Here is a 22,860-nt window from a genome sequence, read left to right as displayed (position 1 = left end):
TCACGGCCGTGCGATCATGCCCCCGGTCATCGGCATCGTGACGCCGGTGGTGGTGGGATAGCTCAGCGGCAGGCCCTTCATGCCGCGCGCGGCCAGAAAGCCGAACGCCTGTGCCTCGATCGCATCCGCCGACCAGCCGAACGCTTCGGCGGACTCCACCGTCGCCGGCGCCAGCAGCTGCCGCAGCATCTGCATCATGGTCAGGTTGCGGGCGCCGCCGCCGCAGATGATCCAGCTCCGAGGCACCTTCGGCAGCAGCGGCACGATCTGCGCAATGGCCGCCGCCGTGAACGCCGTCAGGGTCGCAGCGCCGTCGGCGGGCGAGACGCCCCCGAGCACGAGATCCGCGAAATCATTGCGATCGAGCGATTTCGGCGGCGGCAGCTTGAAGAACGGCCGCGCCAATGCCTGGGCCACCCAGGCCTCATCGGCCGTGCCCTGCGCGGCCATGCGGCCATCCTGATCGAAGGCCTGGCCGGTGGTCCGGACCATGAAGTCGTCGAGCAGCGCGTTGCCCGGCCCGGTGTCGCAGGCGATCAGCGTCTGGTCACCATCGACATAGGTGATGTTCGAGACGCCGCCGATGTTGACGACCGCCACCGGCCCCCCGCGTCCCAGCGACTGTACCAAAGCGCGGTGATAGACCGGCACGAAGGGGGCGCCCTGCCCGCCGGCTTCGACGTCGGCAGCGCGGAAATCATGCATGACTGGAACATGAATCACCTTGGCCAGCACGGCGGCGTCGCCGATCTGCACGGTCAGTCGACGCTCCGGCCGATGCAGCACGGTCTGGCCGTGGAAGCCGATGATATCGATGTCTTGGGCAGCGAGGCGGTTCTGCGCCAGGAACGCAGCGACTGCTTCCGCATGCGCCACGGTTACGGCCTCCTCGGCGGCCCGCAAGGCACCCGGCCGCGCCTCGCGACTGTCCAGATGCACCGCCTCGGTGAGCGCCTGGCGCAACAGGCTGCGCTCGCCCGCGCTATAAGGCCGGTAGCCGGTCGGGCCGAACGCCTTGATCCGGCGGCCATCGGTCTCGAGCAGGGCCACGTCCACCCCATCCAGAGAGGTACCGCTCATCAGACCCAGCGTGGTCAGAATCATCGCCATGAGAACCCTAAAATGCCAACCTTTCGCACCGAGTGCGGCCATTTTGCGGTGACGCTTGTCGAAGGTGGCCGCATCTTATAAGCCACAACGCGCGCCGTGGTCTGCGAAGTCTCTCCGCCATTTGCGCAATTCAGCGTAAACACCATTCGTCAGAGTCGTCGATAAATGACTGCCTTCAAGTCCGATTTCCTCAACGTGCTGCAGAGTCGCGGCTTCATCCACCAGTGCTCGGATTTCGAGGGCCTCGACGCGCTTGCGGCCAAGGGCGAAGCGACTGCCTATGTCGGCTACGACTGTACCGCACCCTCGCTGCATATCGGCAACTTCCTGACCATGATGATGCTGTATTGGCTGCAGCAGACCGGAAACAAGCCGATCACCCTGATGGGCGGCGGCACCACCATGGTTGGCGATCCCTCCGGCAAGGACGAGACCCGCGCGATGCGCACCATCGCGGAGATCGAGGCCAACAAGGCGAGCATCCGCGGGGTCTTTGCCAAGGTGCTGCGCTATGGCGACGGCGCGACCGATGCCGCCATGCTCGACAATGCGGAATGGCTGACCAAGCTGAACTGGATCGAGATGCTGCGCGACATCGGCCGGCATTTCTCGGTCAATCGCATGCTGACCATGGATTCCGTGCGGCTGCGGCTCGAGCGTGAGCAGGAGATGAGCTTCATCGAGTTCAACTACATGGTCTGCCAGGCCTACGACTTCGTCGAGTTGTCGCGGCGGGTCGGCTGTCGGCTGCAGATGGGCGGCTCGGACCAGTGGGGCAACATCGTCAACGGCGTCGACCTCGGCCGTCGCATGGGCACGCCGCAGCTGTTCGCCCTGACCACGCCGCTTCTGACCACCGCTTCCGGCGCCAAGATGGGCAAGACCGCACAGGGCGCGATCTGGCTCAACGCCGACCAGTGCAGCCCCTACGACTTCTGGCAGTACTGGCGCAATACCGAGGACGCCGACGTGGTGCGCTTCCTCAAGCTGTTCACGACCCTGCCGCTCGGCGAGATCGACAAGCTCGCCGCACTCCAAGGTGCCGAGATCAATGAGGCGAAGAAGGCGCTGGCGGATGCCGCCACCGCCTTGCTGCACGGCGAAGAGGCCGCGCGCACCGCGGCGGAGACCGCGCGGCGCACCTTCGAGGAAGGCGCGATCGCCGAGAACCTGCCGACGGTCGAGGTTCCTTCCGCCGAGCTCGAGGCCGGACTCGGCGTGCTCACGGCTTTCGTGAAAGCCGGCCTCGTCGCCTCCAACGGCGAAGCGCGCCGGCAGATCAAGGGCGGCGGCTTGCGCGTCAACGACGCAACCGTGACCGACGAAAAGATGACGCTGACGCCGAACGACCTGACCAGCGAGCGCGTGATCAAGCTGTCGCTGGGCAAGAAGCGCCACGTCCTCGTCAAGCCCGCATAGGCGCATTCGCTTTTCACGGCTTGCCAGGGCGGACAATCTGCGGCCCCCTGGCAGGCATGAAAACGGAAGCGTCACGGGAGGACGCAGCCCCAGCACAAGCGGCGCAGCCCGCGCGCGTGGCGCTGGTCGTGCTGGCGCTGTGCTTTGCGCTCTCGGTGCTCGGGCGCGGCCTCGCCGAGAGCTTTACCGTCTTCCTGAAGCCGATCTCGGAAAGCATGGGCTGGGACCGCGCCGAGGTGGTCTCGATCTATTCGCTGGCAGCGCTGGCCGGCGGGCTCGCCGCGCCGCTGATCGGCCGGCTGTTCGATCACTCCGGTCCGCGGGCCGTCTACGCGCTCGGCCTGTTGCTGCTCGGCTCGGCCTTCCTGATTGCCGCCTCTGCCTCGCAGCTCTGGCAATTCCGACTCTCGCTCGGCCTGTGCGTCGGCATCGGCGTGGCCCTGATCGGGCTTGTGCCGAACTCGATCCTGCTCGGGCGCTGGTTCGGACCGCGGCTGCCGACCGCGATGTCGGTGATCTATTCGGCCACCGGCGCCGGCGTGCTGATCCTGCTGCCGGCATCGCAGCTGCTGATCGATAGCATCGGCTGGCGCAGCGCCTATCAGCTGTTCGGCGCGAGCGCGCTCGCACTGCTCGTGCCGCTGTTGCTGCTGCCGTGGCGACTGTTCGCCAAGGGCGCCTCGCATATCACACGCCCCCTCGGCAGCGAAGCAGCCGATGACGGCTGGACCTTGCCACGGGCCCTGCGCCATCACGCGTTCTGGGCGCTGTTTGCGACCTTCTTCTTCACGGCAATCGGGATGTTTTCGATCGCGCCGCAGGTTGTGGCCTATCTGATCGATGCCGGCTTTCTGCCGCTGCAGGCGGCGACCGCATGGGGCTTTTCCGGCGTGGTCCTGCTGTTCGGCATGCTCGGTGTCTTGGCTCGACGGCGTGATCGGGCGCAGGCCGTCGGTTCTGTTCAGCTATGCGCTGTCGATCGCGGGCATTCTGATGCTGTGGGGCCTGCAGTTTGCGCCGAGCATCTGGCTCCTCACTGGCTTCGTGATCTGCTTCGGCAGCATGATCGGCTCGCGCGGTCCGCTGCTGTCGGCGACCGCGATGAAGATCTTTCGCGGCAGGTGGCTCGGCACGATCTATGGAACCATCACGATCGGTTCGAGCCTGGGCGCAGCGCTCGGCTCATGGGGCGGCGGCGTCATCCACGACCTCACCCACAGCTACAATCCGCTGATCGTGCTGGCGCTGGTCAGCGTCATCATCGGCATGATTCCATTTCTCGTCGTCCCCGCGCTGCGTAATTAGTTCAAGGGCCGCAGCTGTATCGAACTACGCCGTCCATCTAATGGACACGCAAGAAGCGGGCCACATTCACCATTAGTAAGAGGATTGATGCTAATTCGTTCGTCAAAATAATCATGACGAGGAAGCCATGGCCCTGCTCAGCCGCATGAAGATCCGCACCAAGCTCGCGAGCATGGTGATCCTGGCCGCCATGAGCGTGCTGGCCATCGTTGGCGTCTCGGCATGGCTCAGCCGCGCCCGCATGCTGGACGATCGCGTCACGCAGATGCACACCGCGGTCGACCTGCTGCACGGGCTCGCGGAAACACTGCAGACCGAGGTTGCAGCCGGCAAGATGACCGTGGACGAGGCCAAGACCAAATTCCGCTATCTCGCGCGGCGCATGAACTTCAACAACGGCCAGGGCTATCCGATAGCATACAACGTCTCGGATAGCTCGCTCCTGCTCAATGGCCCCAATGAGAAGCTGGAAGGCAAGATCCTGGGCACCACCGATGCCAACGGCGTCAAGATCGCCGACGCCCAGATCAAGGCCGGGCTGGAAAAAACGGAAGGCAGCACGACGTCCTATCTCTATCCGCGGCCGGGCCAGACCGAACCGGTTCGCAAGGTGGTCTTCGTCCGCAGCTTTGCACCGTGGAACATCGTCATGAGCTACGGCCTTTACGTCGACGACATCGAGGCCGACGTCACCGCGCTGTTGATACGGCTGGGCACGATCGGCGCCGCGCTGCTGCTGCTGCTGCTCGGCATCCTGTCGTTCCTGATCTCACACAATGTGGTCGGGGGTTTGCATCGGTTGAAGGACCGGATGCAGGGCATCGCCGGCGGCGCGCTCGAGCAGCCGGTGGCCGAGACCGAACGCGGCGACGAGATCGGCCGGATGGCCGAGACGCTCGAGGTGCTGCGCAAGACCGCGATCACCGCACGCATGCTGGAAGAGGAGCAGTCCGCCACCAAGCAGCGCAGCGAGGCGGAAAAGCGCGACGCCCTGATCGCCATGGCGAACCGCTTCGATGCCTCTGTCGGCCGGCTGGTCGGCATGATGGCGTCCGGCGCCGGCGAACTCGAGGCCACCGCGAAGTCGATGACCGGCACCGCCGAGAGCACCAATGCACGCGCCACCGCGGTGAGCTCCGCCGCAACCGAAGCCAGCTCGCGCGTGCAGACGGTCGCCACCGCCGCCGAGGAACTGTCCTCGTCGATCACCGAGATCAGCCGCCAGGTTGCGCAATCCGCTGAAGTGACCGGCCGCGCCGTCGATAGCGCCCGCCGCACCGACGCCATCGTCCGCGCGCTCGCCGATGGCGCCCAGCAGATCGAACATGTCGCCGAGCTGATCTCCAGCATCGCGGGCCAGACCAACCTGCTTGCACTCAACGCTACCATCGAGGCCGCGCGTGCCGGCGAAGCCGGACGCGGCTTTGCCGTGGTCGCAGCCGAAGTGAAGAGCCTCGCCAGCCAGACCGCCCAGGCGACGCAGGAGATCGGCGACCGCATCGCCCAGATCCAGAACGCAACCAAGGAGGCGGTCGGCGCCATCGACGGCATCACCTCGACGATCGAGGAGGTCTCGGCCATTGCCGCCACCATCGGATCGGCCATCGAGGAACAGGGCGCGGCAACGGCCGAGATCGCCCGCAATGTGACCCAGACCGCGCAGGCCACGCGCGAGGTCACCGCCAATATCGGCGGCGTCTCGACCGCCGCCAACGAGACCGGCAGCGCCGCCGGTCACGTGCTGACAGCCGCCAGCAACCTCTCCAAGCAGGCCGAGCAGCTTTCCGCCGAGGTCAACACCTTCTTGGCGGGCGTGCGGGCGGCGTAGCATCCTGTCGACTGATCATGCGACAAACGAACCGACAAACAATGTCGGCAGGCCACAAAGGCAGCCATCATTGCGAACGAAACGACTTGCCCGCCATAGCCTGACTTGCCCGCCATAGCCTGACGGGCGACGGCGGAAGCAATCCATCATCTCTCATCACGGACGGCTCGATGAGGACGCGCTCTGGGATTGCTTCAGTGCGCAAGCGCGTGGCTCGCAATGACGGAAACAACGACTCCAGGCCCGTCCGTCAGTTGTTGGGAGGCGCGTCCATCGGCGTATAAGGCTGGTTGCCGGTGTTGAACCGGAAAATGTTGCGGAACACGCCCGGCGCGATCGCTGAGATCGGATTGACGCGGACGACCGGTTGGCTCGGCGTCCCCACAACTTCATAGGTCAGGCCAAACATGCCCTCCTTGTTGCCGTTGCCGAGCAGCAGGCCGATGAGAGGGATCTGACCCGGGATAGCATTGAGCCCGCACGCCGGAATCATGGTTCCGTTCATGCGAACCTTGTTGGCATTGTAGTCGATGCTGCCCTCGACGGTCAGACAGATCGCTGCCCCCTGCACGATTCCGTCCCTGACCGACAACAGGCCGGGCTGCCGCGTGAACTCCGCGCGTGCCGCGCTGAAGGCGATGCCCTGCCCGCCGCCACCTGTGCCACCCCCGGCGACCGCGCGGTCCAGCGCCTGCTCGCCCTTGACGGTGAAGTCGCGCATGTTGATCAGCCCTTCCTTCGGGCCGGAATCAGCGGTCGGCGGCTCCATGGCCAGTTCCAGCTGGCCGCCGATCACCTTGGAATAGGTGTCGGTGAAATTCAGGAAGGCACCAGCGTCGGCGGTCTGTAGATAGATCACCTCACGACCTTGCGCGCGGCTGCTGCGCTGAGTCGAAGTCGGGCTGTCGCGTCCGATCCGCAGATCGGCGCTCACCGACGTGTCCCGGCCAAGCTTGCCGCTCAGGTTGAAGTTCTTGAAGGCGCCGCTCCGCCGCGACAGCTTGATGTCGACGCTGCGCAGTGCCTCGCCATTGAAGCCGGCGACCGCGCCGAGCTTCACGTCGGCGTCGATGTCGATGGCCTTGGACTTGCCCTTGTCGGTATCCTTGCCGGACATCGTCGATTTGATGAAGCCGCGGCCGTCAAACACGTCGCCGCGCATCGTCACTTTGAGCACCCCGTCCGGGCCGCGCTCGGCCTTGATCTGCGCCTTGTCTCCGTCCGACGGCGAATAGACCGGGAAGTTGGCGTTCATCAGGTCGCCATTCTGGTCGACCTCGAGCGAGCCCTTGATCGAGGCGCCGCTGCTGTCGATGACGATGTCCTCGAACCGGGTCGATTGCGGCTTCGACACCACGTTGAAGATGGCGCGGCCAGCCCTGCCCGGCGACTTCACCCACCCAGGCAGGACGTTGTCGAGCTTCAGCTGGGTGAGATCGGCCTCGACGCCGATCTTGCTGTCGTGATCGCTGGAGGCGGCGATCTTGCCGTTGAGCTTGAGCGGAATGTTGCCGCTGACCGCCGATCCGAGATCCATGCCCAGCCGCGCGCGGCCGGCGTCATCAAGCGTCGCCTGCAGCTTGATATCGGCGTCGCCATCGGCCGGCTTGCGATAGTCGAGCGATGCCTGTTGTCCGTTGATCTTGACGTCGCCCTTGACCTGATAGGCTTGGTTGTTGGCGGCGATCTTCAGCGTGTTGGCCTCGAGCTTCTGGCCCATCACCAGCTTCTCCGCGGAGAAGCCGTTGAGATCGGCCGTCGCAGTGTAGCTGGTATCGGTCTTGGACAATTCGCCCTTCACCGGCATGGCGAGATTGATATTGGCTGCGAAGGTGCCCTTGGTGGTGTTCGGATCGATCGGCATCGCCGACAGATCGCTCAGCCGATCAGAGGAGAGAATCTCGGCGGCAGCGGCCACCTGACCGTCGACCCGCATGCGGATGCGCGAGGGCGACGGCTTCGGCGCCATGTCCGGCACCTCGAACACGACGTCGGAGAAATTGATCTTGCGCCCGGCCGGCGTGTCGGCCACGCCCTGCCCGATGCTGACGGTCGCGGTGCGACCGGTCACATGCGCCTTCAGATCGGCGTCGCGCACCGAAGGCAGTCCATCCACCGGATGCACGCTGACGCCGGAGGCGAGGATGTTGATCTCGAGGCCGTCTTCCGGAATCGGCGGTCCCTTCCGCGGCAGGTTCTTCACCGGCGAGTTGAGCGCGATGTCGATGCGCTGCAACGAACCCCGCTCGATGCGGTCGATCACCCAGGCCCGGACCTCCGGCACGATCAGCGCCGGCCACAGCCGCTTCATCGCGATCGCCGACATCGGCGTACCCGCAAAGCCGAGCTTGATCTGCGGCTCGCCCGAATAGTCGATGCTGCCGGTGCCGGCGACGCCGATCTCACCGTTGGAGATATCGGCCTGCGTCAGCAGCACGCGCTTGCCCTGGGTATCGAAGCGGAAGCCGATCGAGATGCGGTTGAAGATCAGCGGCGGCTCGTTCTCGATGCCGCCCAAGAGGATGGTGCCGCCGGACAGGCCCAGCCGCCAGTCATTCGCCGCGCCATCGGGCGGCTCGAGATGGGCGAGCAAGGTGATGCGGTTGGCGCCGGAGACGATCTTGAACGGGGCGACCAGCGCGTGACGCCCGGCATCCCATTCCAGGTTCAGTTCGGCCTGATCGATCGGCATCGGATAGGCGGGCGTGTCGGTGTCGATGATATTGCCCGCACCGACGGCGATCTTGCCGTGCAGATAGGTCGGCACTCCGTCGCGGCCGAGTTCGCCCTTGACCTCGCCGGACAGCGGCAGGTCGGCCATGTAGGTGAGATCCTTCAGCCGCAGCGCCAGCAGGATATTGCTGGTCGGCACCTTGTCGGCCTTGATATCGACGGCGCGGACGCCGCTCGCGGCCGTACCGACCGTGACGCGCAGCGACCAGGGCTTGGCGCCCTCCTCGCCGACACTGAGCGCCACGCCGCCGCCCATGGGACGGCGCAGGCTCAGGCTGATGTTTTCGAACGTCCACTTGTTGCCGCGCTGCTGGTCGTCCACCACCAGCACGCCGTTCTTGAGGCCGATCTCATTGAGGTTCTGCCCATCGAGCCCGCTTAGGCTCAAACTGTCCAGCCAGTCGAGTCCGGCAAGCACCCCGCTCGGCGCATTGCCCGGTGCAGACACCGCCGATGGCGGCACAGGTACCGGCTGGCTCGCGCCTGGCGGTGCGGCCATGCCGGGGACAGCAGCGCCGCCGTCGGCACGGGGGAATGTCGGCGGCAGGCCGGCGTCGCGCTTGGAGGCAACGCCGGTGGCCAGCGGCTTGTTGCTGGCGCCGGTCGACACCGTGACGGTGCCGTCGGGCGTGATGCGGACGGCAAGTTCGGCATCGACCAGCTTCAAGCTCTCGGCGCGCAGTCGGCCCATCAGCAGTTCGGCACCGGACAGCCGCACCTCGGCCTTCGGCGCGCTCGCGACCACCGCATGATCCTGATCGCGGACGACGACGTCACGGAGACGCACCGCGATGTGGATCCGACCCGCGCGCTCGATCTGGGTACCGCCAACCTCGACCGTGTTGCCGTGGCCGATATTGTCCTCGATCGCCGCCGCGAGCCAAGGCGTGGCGATGTCGAGATTGATGGGGCCGGTCCCCAATCGCCACCACAGCACGGCGAAACTCACCGCAAATACCGCCGCCACAGTGACAATCGAGACGACGAGCCGCCTGACCCAGCGTTCTCTCACCAGCCAGCGCGGCAGTGCCAGCAGCCGATCGATGAAAGCATCCAGCCGCGAGTTGGAGCGCGACAGCAGCCGACGCGCATGGTGACCCGCCACATCGTCGTGCTCGCGCTCGTCGACGTCGGAATCATCGTGCAGACGCGCATGATCCCAGTCGGCATGATCCCACTGTCCGGCCTGGGTCTCCGCCTGCAGATTGGGCCGTTGGGGGGATGTATTCCTTGCCATTGCCTCTCGGTATTGGCGTCGTGTGTCAGATGAGTCGCAACCCACCTGGTACGTACCAGATTGGTCGCCGGTTCGGCTCCGCCCGTTGACAGGTAACGAGCGCTCCTCTGCCGGCATCGCGCCCCCAATCGCTGATTGATCCTGTTGCTCGCTCGGGTGCTGCCGGCCCGCTCAAGAAGCGCAACTGGCGAGGCGCCGAAATCCTTGTCACCATACCCCGGCGGCGTCAGATTTGCCCAGTCACACCTGCCCCCGATCTGAAGTTCCTGCGGCCGTCATCTCGTCATGCCATACCGGGAACTCCGATCGAATTGCCGAACAGGAGCCCGCAGATTTGAGACCTGCAAGCTTACTGGTAGCTTACCGGTGCCCATGAGCTTCCACGTCCAATTTCCGAAGTTCGCGCCACGCCGGCGGTGATCGCTTACGCGGGCTTCGGAAACTGGGGTGTGCCAGCCGCTCGATCCGGCATGCCGGACGAGGATTCGCATCCTCCCATGATTGATCCGCGGAAAGCGTCGAAAGGAAGGCGTATGTCAAAGCAATCACGTAAGAAATCCCCCAAAACGTCACCAGCGGGCAAATCCGCTGGAAAGTCCGGCGCACGCGCGAAGGCGCCGGCCAAAGCTGCCAAGAGCTCTGCGGCGTCCGCCCGGAAGACCGCTAAGAAGGCGATCAAGAAGGCCGTCGCCACGGGCAGCAAGGCGTCCAGCAGGCCAGGAACCGCCAAACCCGCCGCGGCACCTCGTCCGGCTGCGAAGTCTGCCAAGTCCCCATCATCCGCCGCGACTGGCCGCGAATCGGCCAGCAGCCCGGCGGCGCTCGCCGAAGGCGCTAAGGCGCCCGGCTTCAGCCTGCCGCGTGACGGCGGCGGAACTCTATCGCTGGCCGATTATGCCGGCCAGAAGCTGGTGCTGTTCTTCTATCCCAAGGCCAATACGCCGGGCTGCACCAAGGAGGCGATCGACTTCACCCGCCTCGCCGCGGCGTTCGCCGACGCCGGGGCGGCCGTGCTCGGCGTCTCCGCCGACACGGTGAAGGCCCAGGACAATTTCCGCGACAAGCACGGGCTCGCGGTGCCGCTGGTCTCCGACGAACACCATGAGATGCTCGAGGCCTACGGCGCCTGGGGCGAGAAATCGCTCTATGGCCGCAAGTTTCTGGGCATCATCAGGAGCACCGTGTTGATCGATCGCGCCGGTCGCATCGCCAAGGTCTGGCGCAACGTCAAGGTAGATGGCCATGCCGACGCCGTGCTCGCCGCGGCCCAACAGCTTTGAGAGGCGCTTTGAGAGGCGCTTGGAAAGGAGCTTTAAAAGCCGCATCCTCACGTTGGGATAAAATTAACCATGCATGGGTCAAATCGGCAGGCGTTGATGCCGTAGGAACTTGATCCGACCGGCACGGGAGTGCCGATGTCGCATCGTTCCGGCCACTATGCCGAATATCCCCAGCACCATGCCCATGATCGCGGTCGCGCCATGCAGGCGCGCCGCATGCCGGCCAGCCACCCCGCCCCTACTGCGGCCGTCTCGCAAAGCGACTACACGCTGGTACATGCCGGCAAGCAGGTGCGCGTCGGCCCGGTGGTGTTCTGGATCGTGGTCGGGACCATCACGTTGCTCGGCCTGTGGTCGGCGGCCACTGCGACCTATTTCGCCTTCCGCGACGACGTGCTGACCCGGCTGATCGCCCGCCAGGCCGAGATGCAATATGCCTATGAGGACCGCATCGCCGAGCTGCGCGCCAAGGTCGACCGCGCCACCAGCCGCCAGATGCTCGACCAGGAGCAGTTCGATCAGAAGCTCGATCAGATCCTGAAGCGCCAGACCGCGCTCGAGAGCCGCGCGACGGCGCTCGGCAGCATGCCCGACATCACCGGCTCGATCCGGCCGCCGGCACGCAGCGCCGCGCCCGAGACGGCGCCTGCGATCACCACGCCGAAACCGTCGCCGATCAGCGACACCGTGATCTTCAAGGCGCCGCCTGATCGCGAGGCGCGGCTGGAGTCCCGCACCCCTGTTCTCTCCAACGCGCAGCCCAGCCAGTTCGCGAAGCTCAATGGCGTCGACAATGTGCTAACCAGGCTGCAGCGCTCGCTCGATCAGGTCGAGGCGCGGCAGATCGCGATGCTCAATAACGCCGAAGAGAGCATGGAATCGCGGCTGCGGCGGATGCGCGGCGTGATCACCGATCTCGGTCTGGACATGGCGCAGCTCGAAGCGGCGGCGCCAAAGGGGCCCCCGATGGGCGGCCCCTTCGTTCCCGTGAAGCTCAACGCCGAGTCCGGCCCGTTCGAGCGCCAGCTCTACCGCATCAACATCACCCGCGCCCAGGTCGAGCGGCTCAACCGCACGCTGACGCTGGTGCCCTATCGCAAGCCGGTGGTGGGCGAGGTCGAGTTCACGTCAGGCTTCGGCGTCCGCTCAGATCCGTTCCTCGGACGACCGGCCATGCATACCGGGCTCGATTTCCGGGCGCAGACAGGCGATCCCGTGCGCGTCACCGCCAACGGCAAGGTGGTCTCGGCCGGCTGGTCCGGCGGCTATGGCCGCATGGTCGAGGTGGATCACGGCAACGGCCTCTCGACGCGCTACGGCCATCTCTCCGAGATCAACGTGCATGTCGGCCAGCAGGTCAGGATCGGCGAGGTCATCGGCGAGGTCGGTTCGACCGGCCGCTCCACGGGTCCGCACCTGCATTACGAGACCCGCATCGACGGCGAGGCGGTCGACCCGCAGAAATTCCTCCGCGCCGGCGTCCGGCTGAGCGCGGGTTAGTAAGCTGCAACGCAGTCCACGCGCAGCCCGCAATGGTGGAGGTATAGTGTTCGGCGCTAATTGCTGTTCAATTGTTTCAGCGTGAGCCGCGGGCGCGTGAGTTGGCGCAGGCGCAGCGATCCTCACGCGCCTCGCTGCGGGCCGATCGCTTCGAATTGCGTTTTCTGCTCCTCGCTCAGGTTGAAATAGAAATCGTCGAGCGCGTCGGCGACCTCCTTTGCGGCCTGCAGCATGGCCTCCAGCTGCGCCTTCACGACCTCAACGCGGGCGGGCATGGTGCGAGCGCCCTGAGCGCGGCAGGAGGCGCTCTGCAGCTCCAGTGCCTTCAGGCTGGTGTCCTGCAGCACTTCAAGTGCTGCGCGCTGGGTATCATCGAGATGCAGATTGCCGGCGATCTCGTCGAGCGGCCATTGCACTTTCGAAAACTGCTCGGCCAGCTGATCGAGCGAGGGTTCGCCCTGTTGCTCGGCCTGGCACGCGGCAGCCAGCGCCTCTCGAGGCGTGCGGTCCGCAGAGGCGGTGCGCCGGCCCTTGCGCAGTGGCTCGGCGGCCTGCGGGCGCGAATCGGCTCCCAACACATCGAGCCGCGCCTTTTGATTGTCGTCGAGCAGCTCATAGAACTTCGACAGGCTCGGCTGCACGGCATCGACCGCGCTGATCATGGCGGCGAGGCGGCTTTGCATCGTCGCCAGCCGGTCAAGCCCGTTGGCCGGCGCCTCGGCCGGACAGGATGATGCGATGGTTTTGTCCGCAGACGTCCAGGCGGCGGCGAGTTGGTCCAGGCCTGTACGCTGCGCTTCGTTCAGCCGCAGGTCTTGCGCAATACGCTCGATGGGAAAGCCAGGCTCCTCGCCCCTGGCGTTGCCGCAGAGATCCTTGACCGCGGGGACCTTGCGTGAGCGCCGCCCCGTCGCGTCGCCCGGCAGATAGGCCGCGAGTTCACTGGCGCCGTAGGGCGCGAAGATCGCGGCATTGATGTCCGGGTAGCCGTACCCGAACAGGGCGCTGCTGTTGCCGAACACGATGAAGTCGGCGAGATCGTCAGCCGCGTACGGCCAGAACAGCGGACCGACCCAGCCGTACGAGCCGTCGGCGTGACGCCACCAGCCTTGGGCCGAGGCTTGGGTATTGCCTTCCGCGCTGTGGCCGCCGTGCCAGCCGGACAGCGCTGCGAATGCGGTGAGCTGGGCGCGCTCCGAAAGCCGGTTGCCGGCGCGTCCGGATTCGGCCGCGCGGCGATCCTGCGGCCCAAGCGCGGCGGTGCGGATGCGGCCGTGATGCGCCATGCGCGTGCGGCGCGCGCCTACCAGGCCCAGCATGCCGCCCATCGCCATGCGCACGACCGCGACAGGGCCGACGCGAAGCCGAAGGCCGGCCTCGGCCGGACCTGACGGCAACGCGCCCAGCACAACCGCGGCAACGGCGAGCGCGCCCATCGCTTTGCGAGATTTTGACAAGCGGAACCTTGACATGGGCTGCCGCCTTCCTTGGCCCCGGTCTCCTTCGCGCCAGACTTAAATCGCGCTTCGTGAAATGACGCGCATGGGAACCGAAAGTTCCCGGCAATCGCTACGAACCCGATCTGCTTCAGGCCTTATGCGATGGCCTTGCTGCGATAGCCTCGCGGGCCGCCGCCTCACGTCCGGAAGCTTGGATCGGTCCGATCGAGCTTCCGGAGCAAGGCGGGCCAGACCAGCTGCTCCGCAAGCTGCGACATTCCGCCTGACATCGCGAGCTTGGCGTTTTTCTCGATCACATCCGGCGCGGTCGGATGATCCATGGTGATGTCCCCGAGCATGCGGGTGCGGACCTGCATCGTGCAGGCGCGCTCCAGGAAATACATCCGCAGGAACGCTTCCGCGCAGGTGCGACCCACAGCGAGCGTGCCATGATTGTGCAGAAGCATCAGGTTCTTGGATCCGAGGTCTCGCTGCAGGCGCGGGCGTTCGTCGTGATCGAGCGCGACGCCCTCGTAGTCGTGATAGGCAAGATCGGGAAGCACCAGCTGCGCGGTCTGGTTCAACGGCAGCAGGCGCTCCTTGGAGGTGGAGACCGCGGTGCCGTCCGCCGTGTGCAAATGCATCACGCAGCCGGCGTCGTCACGAACCTCGTGCACGGCGGAATGGATCGTGAAGCCTGCAGGATTGACGGGGTATTTCGACTCGCCGACCGGCTTGCCATCAAGCCCGATCTTGACGAGGCTCGATGCCGTGATCTCCTCGAACATCAGGCCGTAGGGATTGATCAGGAACTGGTGATCCGGCCCCGGCAGGCGCGCCGAAATATGCGTGAAGATCAGGTCGTCCCAGCCATAAAGGGCGACGAGCCGATAGCAGGCGGCAAGATCGATACGAATGGCCTTCTCGGCCGCGAATACGGCGTCCTGGTTCATTTTCTTCTCCCCGGCGGTCTTGTTGTGCAATTCGATGGAACCCGAACCCTACCAGAAAAGCGGGCAGACGTCCCATAGCCCGCTTTAACCGCGGACCGAACTCAGCTGCGCCTCGGCTTCGGCTTCCAGGTCCGCGCCCGTGATCGGCTGATCGACAACGAACAGATAGGACCCGGCAGAGACGATGCCGATCAAGGCCCCGACGACGAGCGCTGGAATGAACGAGCCGGTCTTCTGCACGATGAGGCCGGTGACGGTGGGCGCGAGCGCGCCCCCGAGATAGCCGCCAAAATTCTGCACGGCGCCGATCGAGGCCGTGCAGTTGGTCGGGACTGCGACCGAGCTCAGCGCCCAGGCGCAGGTACTGGTGACATAGACCAGGAACAGCGAGATCGAGATGAAGACAATCGCCAGCGCGTTGCTGGATACGTAGGCCGCGGCCACCGTGCAGGTGGCCGTGCCCAACAGCGCGATCGCAGCCGGGATTCGCCGGCTCCTCAGCGGCTCGGTCCCACGGCGCACCAGGTGATCGGCGATGTAGCCGCCGAACACGCCACCGATGACGCCGCAGGCGAACGGGACCGCCGCGGCCCAGCCGGTGTACTTCACGCTCATGTGGCGCTCGATCTCGAGATAGCCGGGCAACCACGCGGTGTAGATCCAGGTCAGATAGATGCAGCCGAAATAGCCTGCGACCATGCCCCAGGTGGTGCGGAAGCGGAACAGCAGCTTCCATTCGCGAAAGGTGACCTTGGTGCGCTGGCCTGGCGGATCGCCCTGGGTGCGGTAGACATTTTCCTGCGGTGTCAGAGCCATCTCTTCCGGGTTGCGATAGAGCACGCACCATGCCGCGGCGACGATCAGGCCGGCGACGCCCATGATAACGAACATCACCCGCCAGCCGAATGAGAGCATGAGGAAGGTCAGCAGCGGCGCTGCGATCGCGGTTCCGAGCGATGAGGCGCAATTGAAGACGCCGGTGGCGAGCCCGCGGTCGCGTTGATTGAACCAGTCCCGCACCACCCGCGCGCCGGTTGGAAACTGCGGCGCTTCGCCGATCCCGAGCAGAATGCGCGCACCGAAGAACTGGCCGAAATTCTGCACGAGGCCACCGAGCAGTTGCGCGAACGACCACAGGCTCAAGCCCAGCGTCAGCAGAATGCGCGGTCCCAACCGGTCGACCATCGCGCCGGTCGGCAATTGCGCGAAGGCATAGGCCCAGAGGAACGCCGACAGCAGATAGCCCATGTCCGCGATCGAGAGCCCGAGTTCCTCGCGGATCAGCGGATTGGCGACCGCGAGCGTCGCCCGGTCGATGTAATTCACCACACCCGCAACGACCAGGAGCCCCAGCGCCAGACGTTGAATGAGCTTGATACGCGGCGTCGCCGACTCCAGTCCGGACATCGCTTCCTCGCTTGTTCTTCGTGTTGTTGAAACGAAGGTATCAGCGAGTCCGTTCCGGACCAGTCACTCGATTGCGGGATCAGGCGTGCAGATTTGACATGGTGACGAGCACCTCCGCATGTGGAGGCACGAGGGTTTGCGCACAGGCGCTGTCAGCGCATGAGAAAGCGCGTGATCGCGCGGCCGAGCTTGGCGCTGTCGAGCGGTTCGGCCAAGGACGCTCTGGCCGCGGCCACGACACTCTCGGGAGCATGGTCCGCATGCAGCTCACACAACGCATGGACGAAATCGGCGTCGAATTCGGGATGCGGCTGCACCGTCAAGGTCGCGCCGTTCGCATAGAGCAGGCCGGCATGCGCCGTGAACGGCGAGGACAGGATGGTGCGGGCGTCGCGCGGGGCCGCGATGACCTGATCCTGGTGCGAGCAGACAATGGCGAGTTCTATATCCTCGATGACACCGTTGCCCGGCATCACCTGGTAGACATGCCGTCCGATGCCCCAGCCCTTGTCGGATTTGCGCACGATGCCGCCCATGGCTTGCGCGATCAGCTGATGGCCAAAACAGACGCCGACCATCGGCGTGGAGTTGGCGTAAGCCGCGCGCACGAACTCTTCCAGCGGCGCGATCCAGTCAAGCTCATCATACACGCCGGCAGGAGACCCCGTGATCAGGATCGCCTGCAACGAGGCAGGATCGGGAAGCTGCGCGCCGCCGAGCACGCTTACGACGTCGAAGCCGATCGAGGGGTCATCGGCGTGGATCATGCGCGCGAACATCTCGGGAAATGTCCCGTGCCGCGCGCGATATCGCGAAGGTATAAGCCCGGTTTCGATGATGGTGACGCGAGGCATGAGGTCTCCCGGAGCCAGTCGGCAATACGGTGCGTGCGCTTCGATTGGATCAATCGAAAACGGAAAAATGGCAAGCCAAATCACGCCGATCGACTGATCGCGCGCCCCTCCGATTACCAGCCTCGGTCTCAGCGTAATGTTCTGAGATAGGCGATGATATCGGCCACGTCTTGATCGCGGAGACCCGCGTAGAACGCGAAGGCCATCGGAAGGGCCAGGTGATGACCATCGCGTGCGATGCCATGCCGGATCGCGTTTGCGATCTCTGCATCGGACCAGCCGCCAAGCCCCGATGTGGAATCGGAAGTGATGTTGGGCGCGATCGCGCCATGCCAGTTGGCGCCGAGTCCCTGGACCAGAGCAGGCCCGAACGGCCGGCCGCCTCGCCCCAGTCCGTTCCGATAATCCGAGCGGCCGTCCGACCAGGTCGAGTGGCACTCCATGCAATGGCCGATCGTCACCAGATAGGCACCCCGGCGCTCCGGGCGGGTGAAGTCCGCGCCGGCAAAGCCGGCTTCCGCTTCTGGATAAGGCTCGCGGCGGACCGCAGCGGCGTAGGTCGGTTGCGGGACCACATTCCTGACCGGCTTGACCGTGCGCAGATAGGCGACGATGGCGTCAAGGTCGGCGGGCAGCAAGGCCTTGTAGAATCCGACCGGCATCACCGCCGCAAGCGGCACGCCGGGCAGCGGGCCATGATCCGGACGGACGCCATCGGACAATGCGCGCTTGATCTCGGCGTCGGTCCAGTCGCCGATTCCGGTGTCGCGGTCGGACGTGATATTGGCCGCGGTCGCCGTGAAGCTGGGCGTCGTGATCGTCAGACCGCCCGACAACGCGCGGTCCGCAATCACGGCTCCGGCGTTGTCGCGTGGGCTGTGGCAGTTGCCGCAGGCCATGATGGTGTTGACGAGGTAGGAGCCGCGCGCAACCGGCGTTTCCGCTGACACCGCCGGATCAAGCTCCATGCTGACGAGGCAGATAATCGCTGCGAACCATGCTCGCGCGCGGCATCGCGATCGCGCGAGCGTGAACCAGGCGGCGTTCAAGGTGCACATCTCCTGTCGTCGGACTCGACTCTGCTCGTCAGATGCACGAGACATGATGCGCATCGATGTCAGCCGCAGGGATTTGCGTTACGGATGCAATGTCGGCGGTGTAAACAAATAAACCGCGCCGCAGGAATAAAATTAGACGCGTCCATATTGTCGGTCAGGCGATCGGGTTCGTCTTTATCAGGGTTGACGAAAAAATCCCCGATGTCGGCTCGCGCCGCTCTCATTCGTCCTTCGATATCAGTCCTTTTCGCCGGAGAAAACCCATGCGTGACGCTTCGCAGACCGATCGGACGCACAGCGCCGCCCGCCTCATTAGGGCAACTCAGGACGCGATCTACGACGCGTTCATTCAGCCCGAAAAGCTCGTGCGCTGGCTGCCGCCCGATAAAGCGAGCGGAGAAATCAGGCACTTCGATCCGCGCGAGGGTGGACGCTTCGAGATCGTCTTGACGTTTGCGCTGGCGCCGGGGAAATCCTCTGAGCACGAAGATGTGGTCCGCGGACACTTCCTGCGGATCCTGCCGGGAAAGCTCATCGTGCAAGCGGTCGATTTCGTTTCCGACAGGCCGGAGTTCGCCGGCACGATGACGATGACATGGGCATTGTCTGCAGCGGCGGATGGTACGCTTGTCTCTCTTCTCGCCGAGAACGTGCCGGTTGGAATCAGTCGCGCGGATCACGAGCTCGGCATGGCGTCGACACTGGAGAACCTCGCGCGGCATGTCGAATGAACGTCAGCGCGTTCGAAACGCATCCTCGTTTTTGCAGGTGCCGGCTATGGCTCATGGGCCTTGCTACCCACAACTCGCACCGCCCGGCCCTGGCTGACGAAAGCATAGTGACCGCTACCGAGGCTGCCAATCATCAGGGCTTCGGCCACGGGCTCGGCGATCGGAGCGGTCGCGGCCCAGTCGATCACGAAATTCGCCCCGGTGCCGCCGCGCACATCCTTGGTGGGGATGAAGATCTCGATGGTCGCAAACGGCTTCAGCGCAATCGGCTCCTGCAGATAACTCTGCACCAGCACGCCGGACGTATCGAAATAGGCGATGCGCTTGAGGATGAGCGGCGCCGATTCCGAGGCGTTATGGAGGCTCAAGGTGACCGAAAAATCGGCGCGCATCTTGCCCGGCGTCATCGCCACGCTCGAATAGGCCGGGACATAGACCGAACCCGCGACAGTCTGCGGGTCGGTTGGAACCGCCGTCAGCGACGCCGCAAAACTCTGCGTCAGGCCTGACTGGCCATGGACCATGGCCGTCGGCACCAGCAGAAGCAGCATCAGCGACAGCCCCATGCGCATGTGACATATTGTCCGTTTGAGCTTATTGCTACGTCGTCCTAGTGCTCCGGGTCCGAAATTCGCATCAGATCGCGGCAGCTTCGTCTGCGGACTTCGGAATCGAAGTGCACTAGCAATTCTTGAGTCTGGTGCGGCTTTGAATTGCCGCGGTGAGGCTGGATTCATGCACGAACTGATTGGGGACATCACGCTCTGCATCCTGTTTGCGTGGGTGCTGGGGCTGGCTGCGCAGTTTTCGCGGCAACCATCGATTCTCGCTTATCTGATCGCGGGTTTCGTCATTGGTCCATTTGGAACCGGCTGGGTCAAGTCCCAGGACTCGATCTCGGTGATTTCCGAGCTCGGCCTGATCTTCATGCTGTTCATGATCGGACTCGAGATCGATCTCAAGAAGATCATCCGTGCCGGTCCCGTGATCCTGATCGCGGGCGGCGTACAGATCATTGGTGGCGCCCTGCTCGGCCTGCTGTTCTTCATCGCGGTCGGCGTGGCCATGGGGGAAGGACACTACGACGCGCTCTATCTCGGCGTGGCTTGCGCGCTGTCCTCGACCGTGATCATCGTCAAGGTGCTCTACGAGAAGCGCGAGCTCGACACCCTGCCCGGCCGCATCACGCTCGGCATCCTGGTGCTGCAGGACGTGTTCGCGATCCTGTTCCTGGCGGTGCAGCCGAGCCTCGACAATCTCCAGATCAGCGTGATTGTGCTGTCCTTCGCCCGCGCCGGCACACTGGTCGCGATCGCGCTGCTGCTCAGCCGCTACGTGCTGCCGCAGCTGTTTCATCGCGTCGCGCGCAGTCCAGAGCTGATCCTGCTCGGCGCGCTCGCCTGGTGCTTCCTGATCGCCGAGATCGCTGAGCAATTGCAGCTGTCGCGCGAGATGGGTTCGCTGGTCGCCGGCGTCTCACTCTCGACCTTCCCTTACGCGCTCGACGTCACCGCAAAAGTGACCACCTTGCGCGACTTCTTCATCACGCTATTCTTTGTCGCGCTCGGCATGACCATTCCCGTCCCCAACATGTCGGTGGTCGGGCTGGCGCTGATCGTTGCGCTGTTCACGGTCGCAAGCCGGCTGCTGTCGACCTTCACCCCGCTCTTCCTGATGCGGCAGGGCCTCCGCGCCAGCCTATTGCCCGCGATCAATCTGGCCCAGATTAGCGAGTTCTCGCTGGTCATCATCCAGACCGGCGTCGCCGCCGGCCATCTGCGCGGCGAGACGTCGAATGCGGCCTCGTTTGCCTTCGTCGTGCTGGCGGTGCTCTCGACCTTCGTGATCGTCCGCTCGGATCCGATCACCCGCCGCACGATTCCGCTTTTGAAGCGGCTCGGCCTGCGCGACCTCGATCATGGGCAAGCCCATGAGGCCGGAGACAAGGCCGGCCATGGCGCCGGGCGGCCGATCGTGATCCTCGGCTTCTTCCGCACCGCGAGCGCACTGCTGGCCGAGATCGAGCGCAACCAGCCGGCACTGCTGGACCGGATCGGCGTGATCGATTTCAATCCCGTGGTCTTCAGGACACTGTCAGAGCGCGGCATCCAGGTGACCTATGGCGACATCAGCAATGTCGATACGCTTGTTCATGCCGGCATCGGCCATGCCGAGCTGATCGTCCTGAGCGTGCCGGACGCGCTGCTCAAGGGAGCCAGCAACGAGAAGCTGGTGCGGCACGTCCGCGCCATCAACGGCACCGCGAAGATCGTGGCGACCGCCGACCTGATCGCCGACGTCAACGATCTCTATGATGCCGGAGCCGATTACGTCGTGCTGCCGCGGCTCAACAATGCGCAGGTGCTGCTCAATCTGATCGAAGCTGCAAGCGGCGGCCTGCTGGCCGAACGCCGCAGCCACGCCGAGGCGCTGCTCGCCGATCGCCGCGAGGTGCTGCCGTGAAGCGGTCCGGGAGCGATCTGCCCGTGAGACGCCGGCCGATTTTCTGCGCAGGCCCGCTCCGGCGGCCGCTGGCGCAGCCGCGCGAAAGCCGGTAAGTCATACCCATGACATCAGCCAATCTCCACGTCGTCGACCACCCGCTGGTCCAGCACAAGCTCTCCTTGATGCGCGAGCGCGACCGCTCGACCAAAGGCTTTCGCGAGCTCCTGAACGAGATCGGCATGCTGCTCGCCTACGAGGTCACGCGCGACCTGCCGCTGGAGCTGGTCGACATCGAGACGCCGCTCGCCCCGATGAAGGCGCCCAAGATCGCAGGCAAGAAGCTGACCTTGGCGCCGATTCTGCGCGCGGGCGTCGGCTTCCTCGACGGCATGCTGGCGCTGCTGCCCTCGGCGCGTGTCGCCCATATCGGCCTCTACCGCGATCCGCAGACGCTGGAGGCGGTGGAGTATTACTTCAAGGCGCCGCAGGACCTCTCCGACCGCACCGTGATCCTGATGGACCCGATGCTGGCGACCGGTAATTCCGCCTGCGCCGCGGCCGCGCTGTTGAAATTGCGCGGAGCGCGCGACATCCGTTTCGTCTGCCTGCTGGCCGCGCCCGAGGGCATCGCGCAATTCCAGAGCGAGCATCCGGAGATCTCGATCTGGACCGCCGCGATCGACGAGAAGCTCAACGATCACGCCTATATCGTGCCCGGTCTCGGCGATGCCGGCGACCGTATGTTCGGCACCAAATAACAGCCGCCGCTCTCGTGTTGATGCAGCCGAGCCAGCCTGGATTGTCGAAGATCATCCGGCGCATCGGACCGAGGCATCCCCGGCTTGGCGCCGCGGCCGGGGGCGCAGCCGAATGGCTGGCGACCAAACTGTTCGCGCGCGCCGGCTTCCACCGCCTCGGCTCGACTTTCGCGGATGCACGGCTGGCCGAGGCGCGCGAGCGGCTCGCGCGCGGCGAGACGCTCTATCTCGCCGGCCTCGGCCCGCCCGGCACGCACAATTCCGGCGTGGCGCTGGTGGAGGTGACGCTGGCGGACGGTCCGCGGCTGATCCTCAACAATGAGGAGGAGCGCTTCTCCGGCAACAAGCATACCAGTGAATATCCTGGTGCCTCGATCGATGCGATGGTCGCGGCGCTGCGCGGCATGGGCCGCGACGTGGCCGATATCTTTGCCTGGCTCACCACGTGGGACTATCCGGCGCTCGCCGGCACCTTGGCCCGCACCATTCTGGAAGAAGCGCCGCAGAGCCTGAAACTGCTGCGCACCACCGAGGCCGCCGGCTTCGACGCGCGCCGCATGGACACGATGACGCGGACGCCGAAGATCCTGGCAAGGCAGCTGGGTCTCACTGAGCGCGTGCCGCTGATCATGATGCCGCATCATGACAACCATGCCTGGTTCACCTATGCAGCCTCACCCTATGCCGATGGCGACGAGCCGGTCGCCATCGCCGTGCTCGACGGCACCGGCGACCGCGGCTCGGTGTCGCTCTATCAAGCCCAAGGCGGCTCACTGCGGAAGCTGTCCTGCAACGACAGCATG

Annotated in this window: 16 protein-coding genes and 1 pseudogene; 9 read left to right on the top strand and 8 right to left on the bottom strand. The window is 65.1% G+C overall.

Annotated features, from left to right (window positions below):
• Positions 1 to 1,104, bottom strand: coding sequence for an anhydro-N-acetylmuramic acid kinase (locus BRAS3843_RS23040; RefSeq protein WP_008971473.1), 1,104 nt, complete (start codon positions 1,102 to 1,104; stop codon positions 1 to 3).
• Positions 1,105 to 1,275: 171 nt separating this feature from the next.
• On the opposite strand from BRAS3843_RS23040, the gene tyrS reads away from it, so the two are divergent.
• The 3 genes and pseudogenes from tyrS (at position 1,276) to BRAS3843_RS23025 (ending at position 5,662) form a co-directional block, all read left to right on the top strand.
• Positions 1,276 to 2,529: a tyrosine--tRNA ligase gene (tyrS, locus tag BRAS3843_RS23035; protein WP_008971472.1), complete on the top strand. Its 1,254-nt coding sequence runs from the start codon at positions 1,276 to 1,278 to the stop codon at positions 2,527 to 2,529.
• A gap of 56 nt (positions 2,530 to 2,585) precedes the next feature.
• Positions 2,586 to 3,834: pseudogene (locus BRAS3843_RS23030) on the top strand (MFS transporter).
• Positions 3,835 to 3,961: 127 nt separating this feature from the next.
• Positions 3,962 to 5,662 carry a methyl-accepting chemotaxis protein gene (locus BRAS3843_RS23025; protein ID WP_008971469.1) on the top strand — a complete coding sequence of 567 codons (1,701 nt, stop codon included), beginning with the start codon at positions 3,962 to 3,964 and terminating at the stop codon, positions 5,660 to 5,662.
• Positions 5,663 to 5,912: 250 nt separating this feature from the next.
• Here the strand turns inward: BRAS3843_RS23025 and BRAS3843_RS23020 are convergent, their stop codons facing one another.
• The gene (locus BRAS3843_RS23020; protein ID WP_008971468.1) at positions 5,913 to 9,632 is read right to left on the bottom strand and encodes a DUF3971 domain-containing protein; all 3,720 of its coding nucleotides are present in this window, start codon (positions 9,630 to 9,632) and stop codon (positions 5,913 to 5,915) included.
• 533 nt (positions 9,633 to 10,165) lie between these two features.
• Here BRAS3843_RS23020 and BRAS3843_RS39780 point away from each other — a divergent pair.
• Positions 10,166 to 10,912, top strand: coding sequence for a peroxiredoxin (locus BRAS3843_RS39780; protein ID WP_008971467.1), 747 nt, complete (start codon positions 10,166 to 10,168; stop codon positions 10,910 to 10,912).
• A 135-nt stretch (positions 10,913 to 11,047) separates the two neighbouring features.
• On the top strand, positions 11,048 to 12,412 hold the full coding sequence (locus tag BRAS3843_RS23010; RefSeq protein WP_008971466.1) for a M23 family metallopeptidase: 1,365 nt from the start codon (positions 11,048 to 11,050) through the stop codon (positions 12,410 to 12,412).
• 122 nt (positions 12,413 to 12,534) lie between these two features.
• Here the strand turns inward: BRAS3843_RS23010 and BRAS3843_RS23005 are convergent, their stop codons facing one another.
• From BRAS3843_RS23005 to BRAS3843_RS22985, 5 genes are all read right to left on the bottom strand, one after another.
• Positions 12,535 to 13,848, bottom strand: a complete 1,314-nt coding sequence (locus tag BRAS3843_RS23005) for a Spy/CpxP family protein refolding chaperone (RefSeq protein WP_008971465.1) — start codon at positions 13,846 to 13,848, stop codon at positions 12,535 to 12,537.
• A gap of 200 nt (positions 13,849 to 14,048) precedes the next feature.
• Positions 14,049 to 14,804 carry a class II aldolase/adducin family protein gene (locus tag BRAS3843_RS23000; RefSeq protein ID WP_008971464.1) on the bottom strand — a complete coding sequence of 252 codons (756 nt, stop codon included), beginning with the start codon at positions 14,802 to 14,804 and terminating at the stop codon, positions 14,049 to 14,051.
• 84 nt (positions 14,805 to 14,888) lie between these two features.
• Positions 14,889 to 16,211 (bottom strand): MFS transporter, encoded by a 1,323-nt coding sequence (locus tag BRAS3843_RS22995; RefSeq protein WP_008971463.1) that lies wholly within the window; start codon positions 16,209 to 16,211, stop codon positions 14,889 to 14,891.
• Between the two features lie 152 nt (positions 16,212 to 16,363).
• Complete coding sequence (locus tag BRAS3843_RS22990; protein WP_008971462.1) at positions 16,364 to 17,065, bottom strand: glutamine amidotransferase; 702 nt, start codon at positions 17,063 to 17,065, stop codon at positions 16,364 to 16,366.
• Positions 17,066 to 17,193: 128 nt separating this feature from the next.
• The gene (locus BRAS3843_RS22985) at positions 17,194 to 18,114 is read right to left on the bottom strand and encodes a c-type cytochrome (RefSeq protein WP_008971461.1); all 921 of its coding nucleotides are present in this window, start codon (positions 18,112 to 18,114) and stop codon (positions 17,194 to 17,196) included.
• Positions 18,115 to 18,386: 272 nt separating this feature from the next.
• Between BRAS3843_RS22985 and BRAS3843_RS22980 the strand changes: the two genes are divergently transcribed.
• Complete coding sequence (locus tag BRAS3843_RS22980; protein ID WP_008971460.1) at positions 18,387 to 18,854, top strand: SRPBCC domain-containing protein; 468 nt, start codon at positions 18,387 to 18,389, stop codon at positions 18,852 to 18,854.
• A 44-nt stretch (positions 18,855 to 18,898) separates the two neighbouring features.
• Here the strand turns inward: BRAS3843_RS22980 and BRAS3843_RS22975 are convergent, their stop codons facing one another.
• Entirely contained in the window at positions 18,899 to 19,420 is a 522-nt protein-coding gene (locus BRAS3843_RS22975; protein ID WP_347379587.1) for a DUF3124 domain-containing protein, read from the bottom strand.
• Between the two features lie 169 nt (positions 19,421 to 19,589).
• Here BRAS3843_RS22975 and BRAS3843_RS22970 point away from each other — a divergent pair, with 169 nt between their 5' ends.
• From BRAS3843_RS22970 to BRAS3843_RS22960, 3 genes are all read left to right on the top strand, one after another.
• The gene (locus BRAS3843_RS22970) at positions 19,590 to 21,317 is read left to right on the top strand and encodes a cation:proton antiporter (RefSeq protein ID WP_008971458.1); all 1,728 of its coding nucleotides are present in this window, start codon (positions 19,590 to 19,592) and stop codon (positions 21,315 to 21,317) included.
• Positions 21,318 to 21,421: 104 nt separating this feature from the next.
• Positions 21,422 to 22,057 (top strand): uracil phosphoribosyltransferase, encoded by a 636-nt coding sequence (gene upp / locus BRAS3843_RS22965; RefSeq protein ID WP_008971457.1) that lies wholly within the window; start codon positions 21,422 to 21,424, stop codon positions 22,055 to 22,057.
• Positions 22,058 to 22,098: 41 nt separating this feature from the next.
• Positions 22,099 to 22,860, top strand: a 762-nt coding sequence (locus tag BRAS3843_RS22960) for a carbamoyltransferase N-terminal domain-containing protein (protein ID WP_277996488.1), incomplete at its 3' end; no start/stop codon positions are given.

This window comes from Bradyrhizobium sp. STM 3843 (assembly GCF_000239815.1).
Taxonomy (GTDB): domain Bacteria; phylum Pseudomonadota; class Alphaproteobacteria; order Rhizobiales; family Xanthobacteraceae; genus Bradyrhizobium.
The sequence above is the reverse complement of the archived record's forward strand: the minus strand, read 5'-3'. Positions and strand labels throughout refer to the sequence as shown.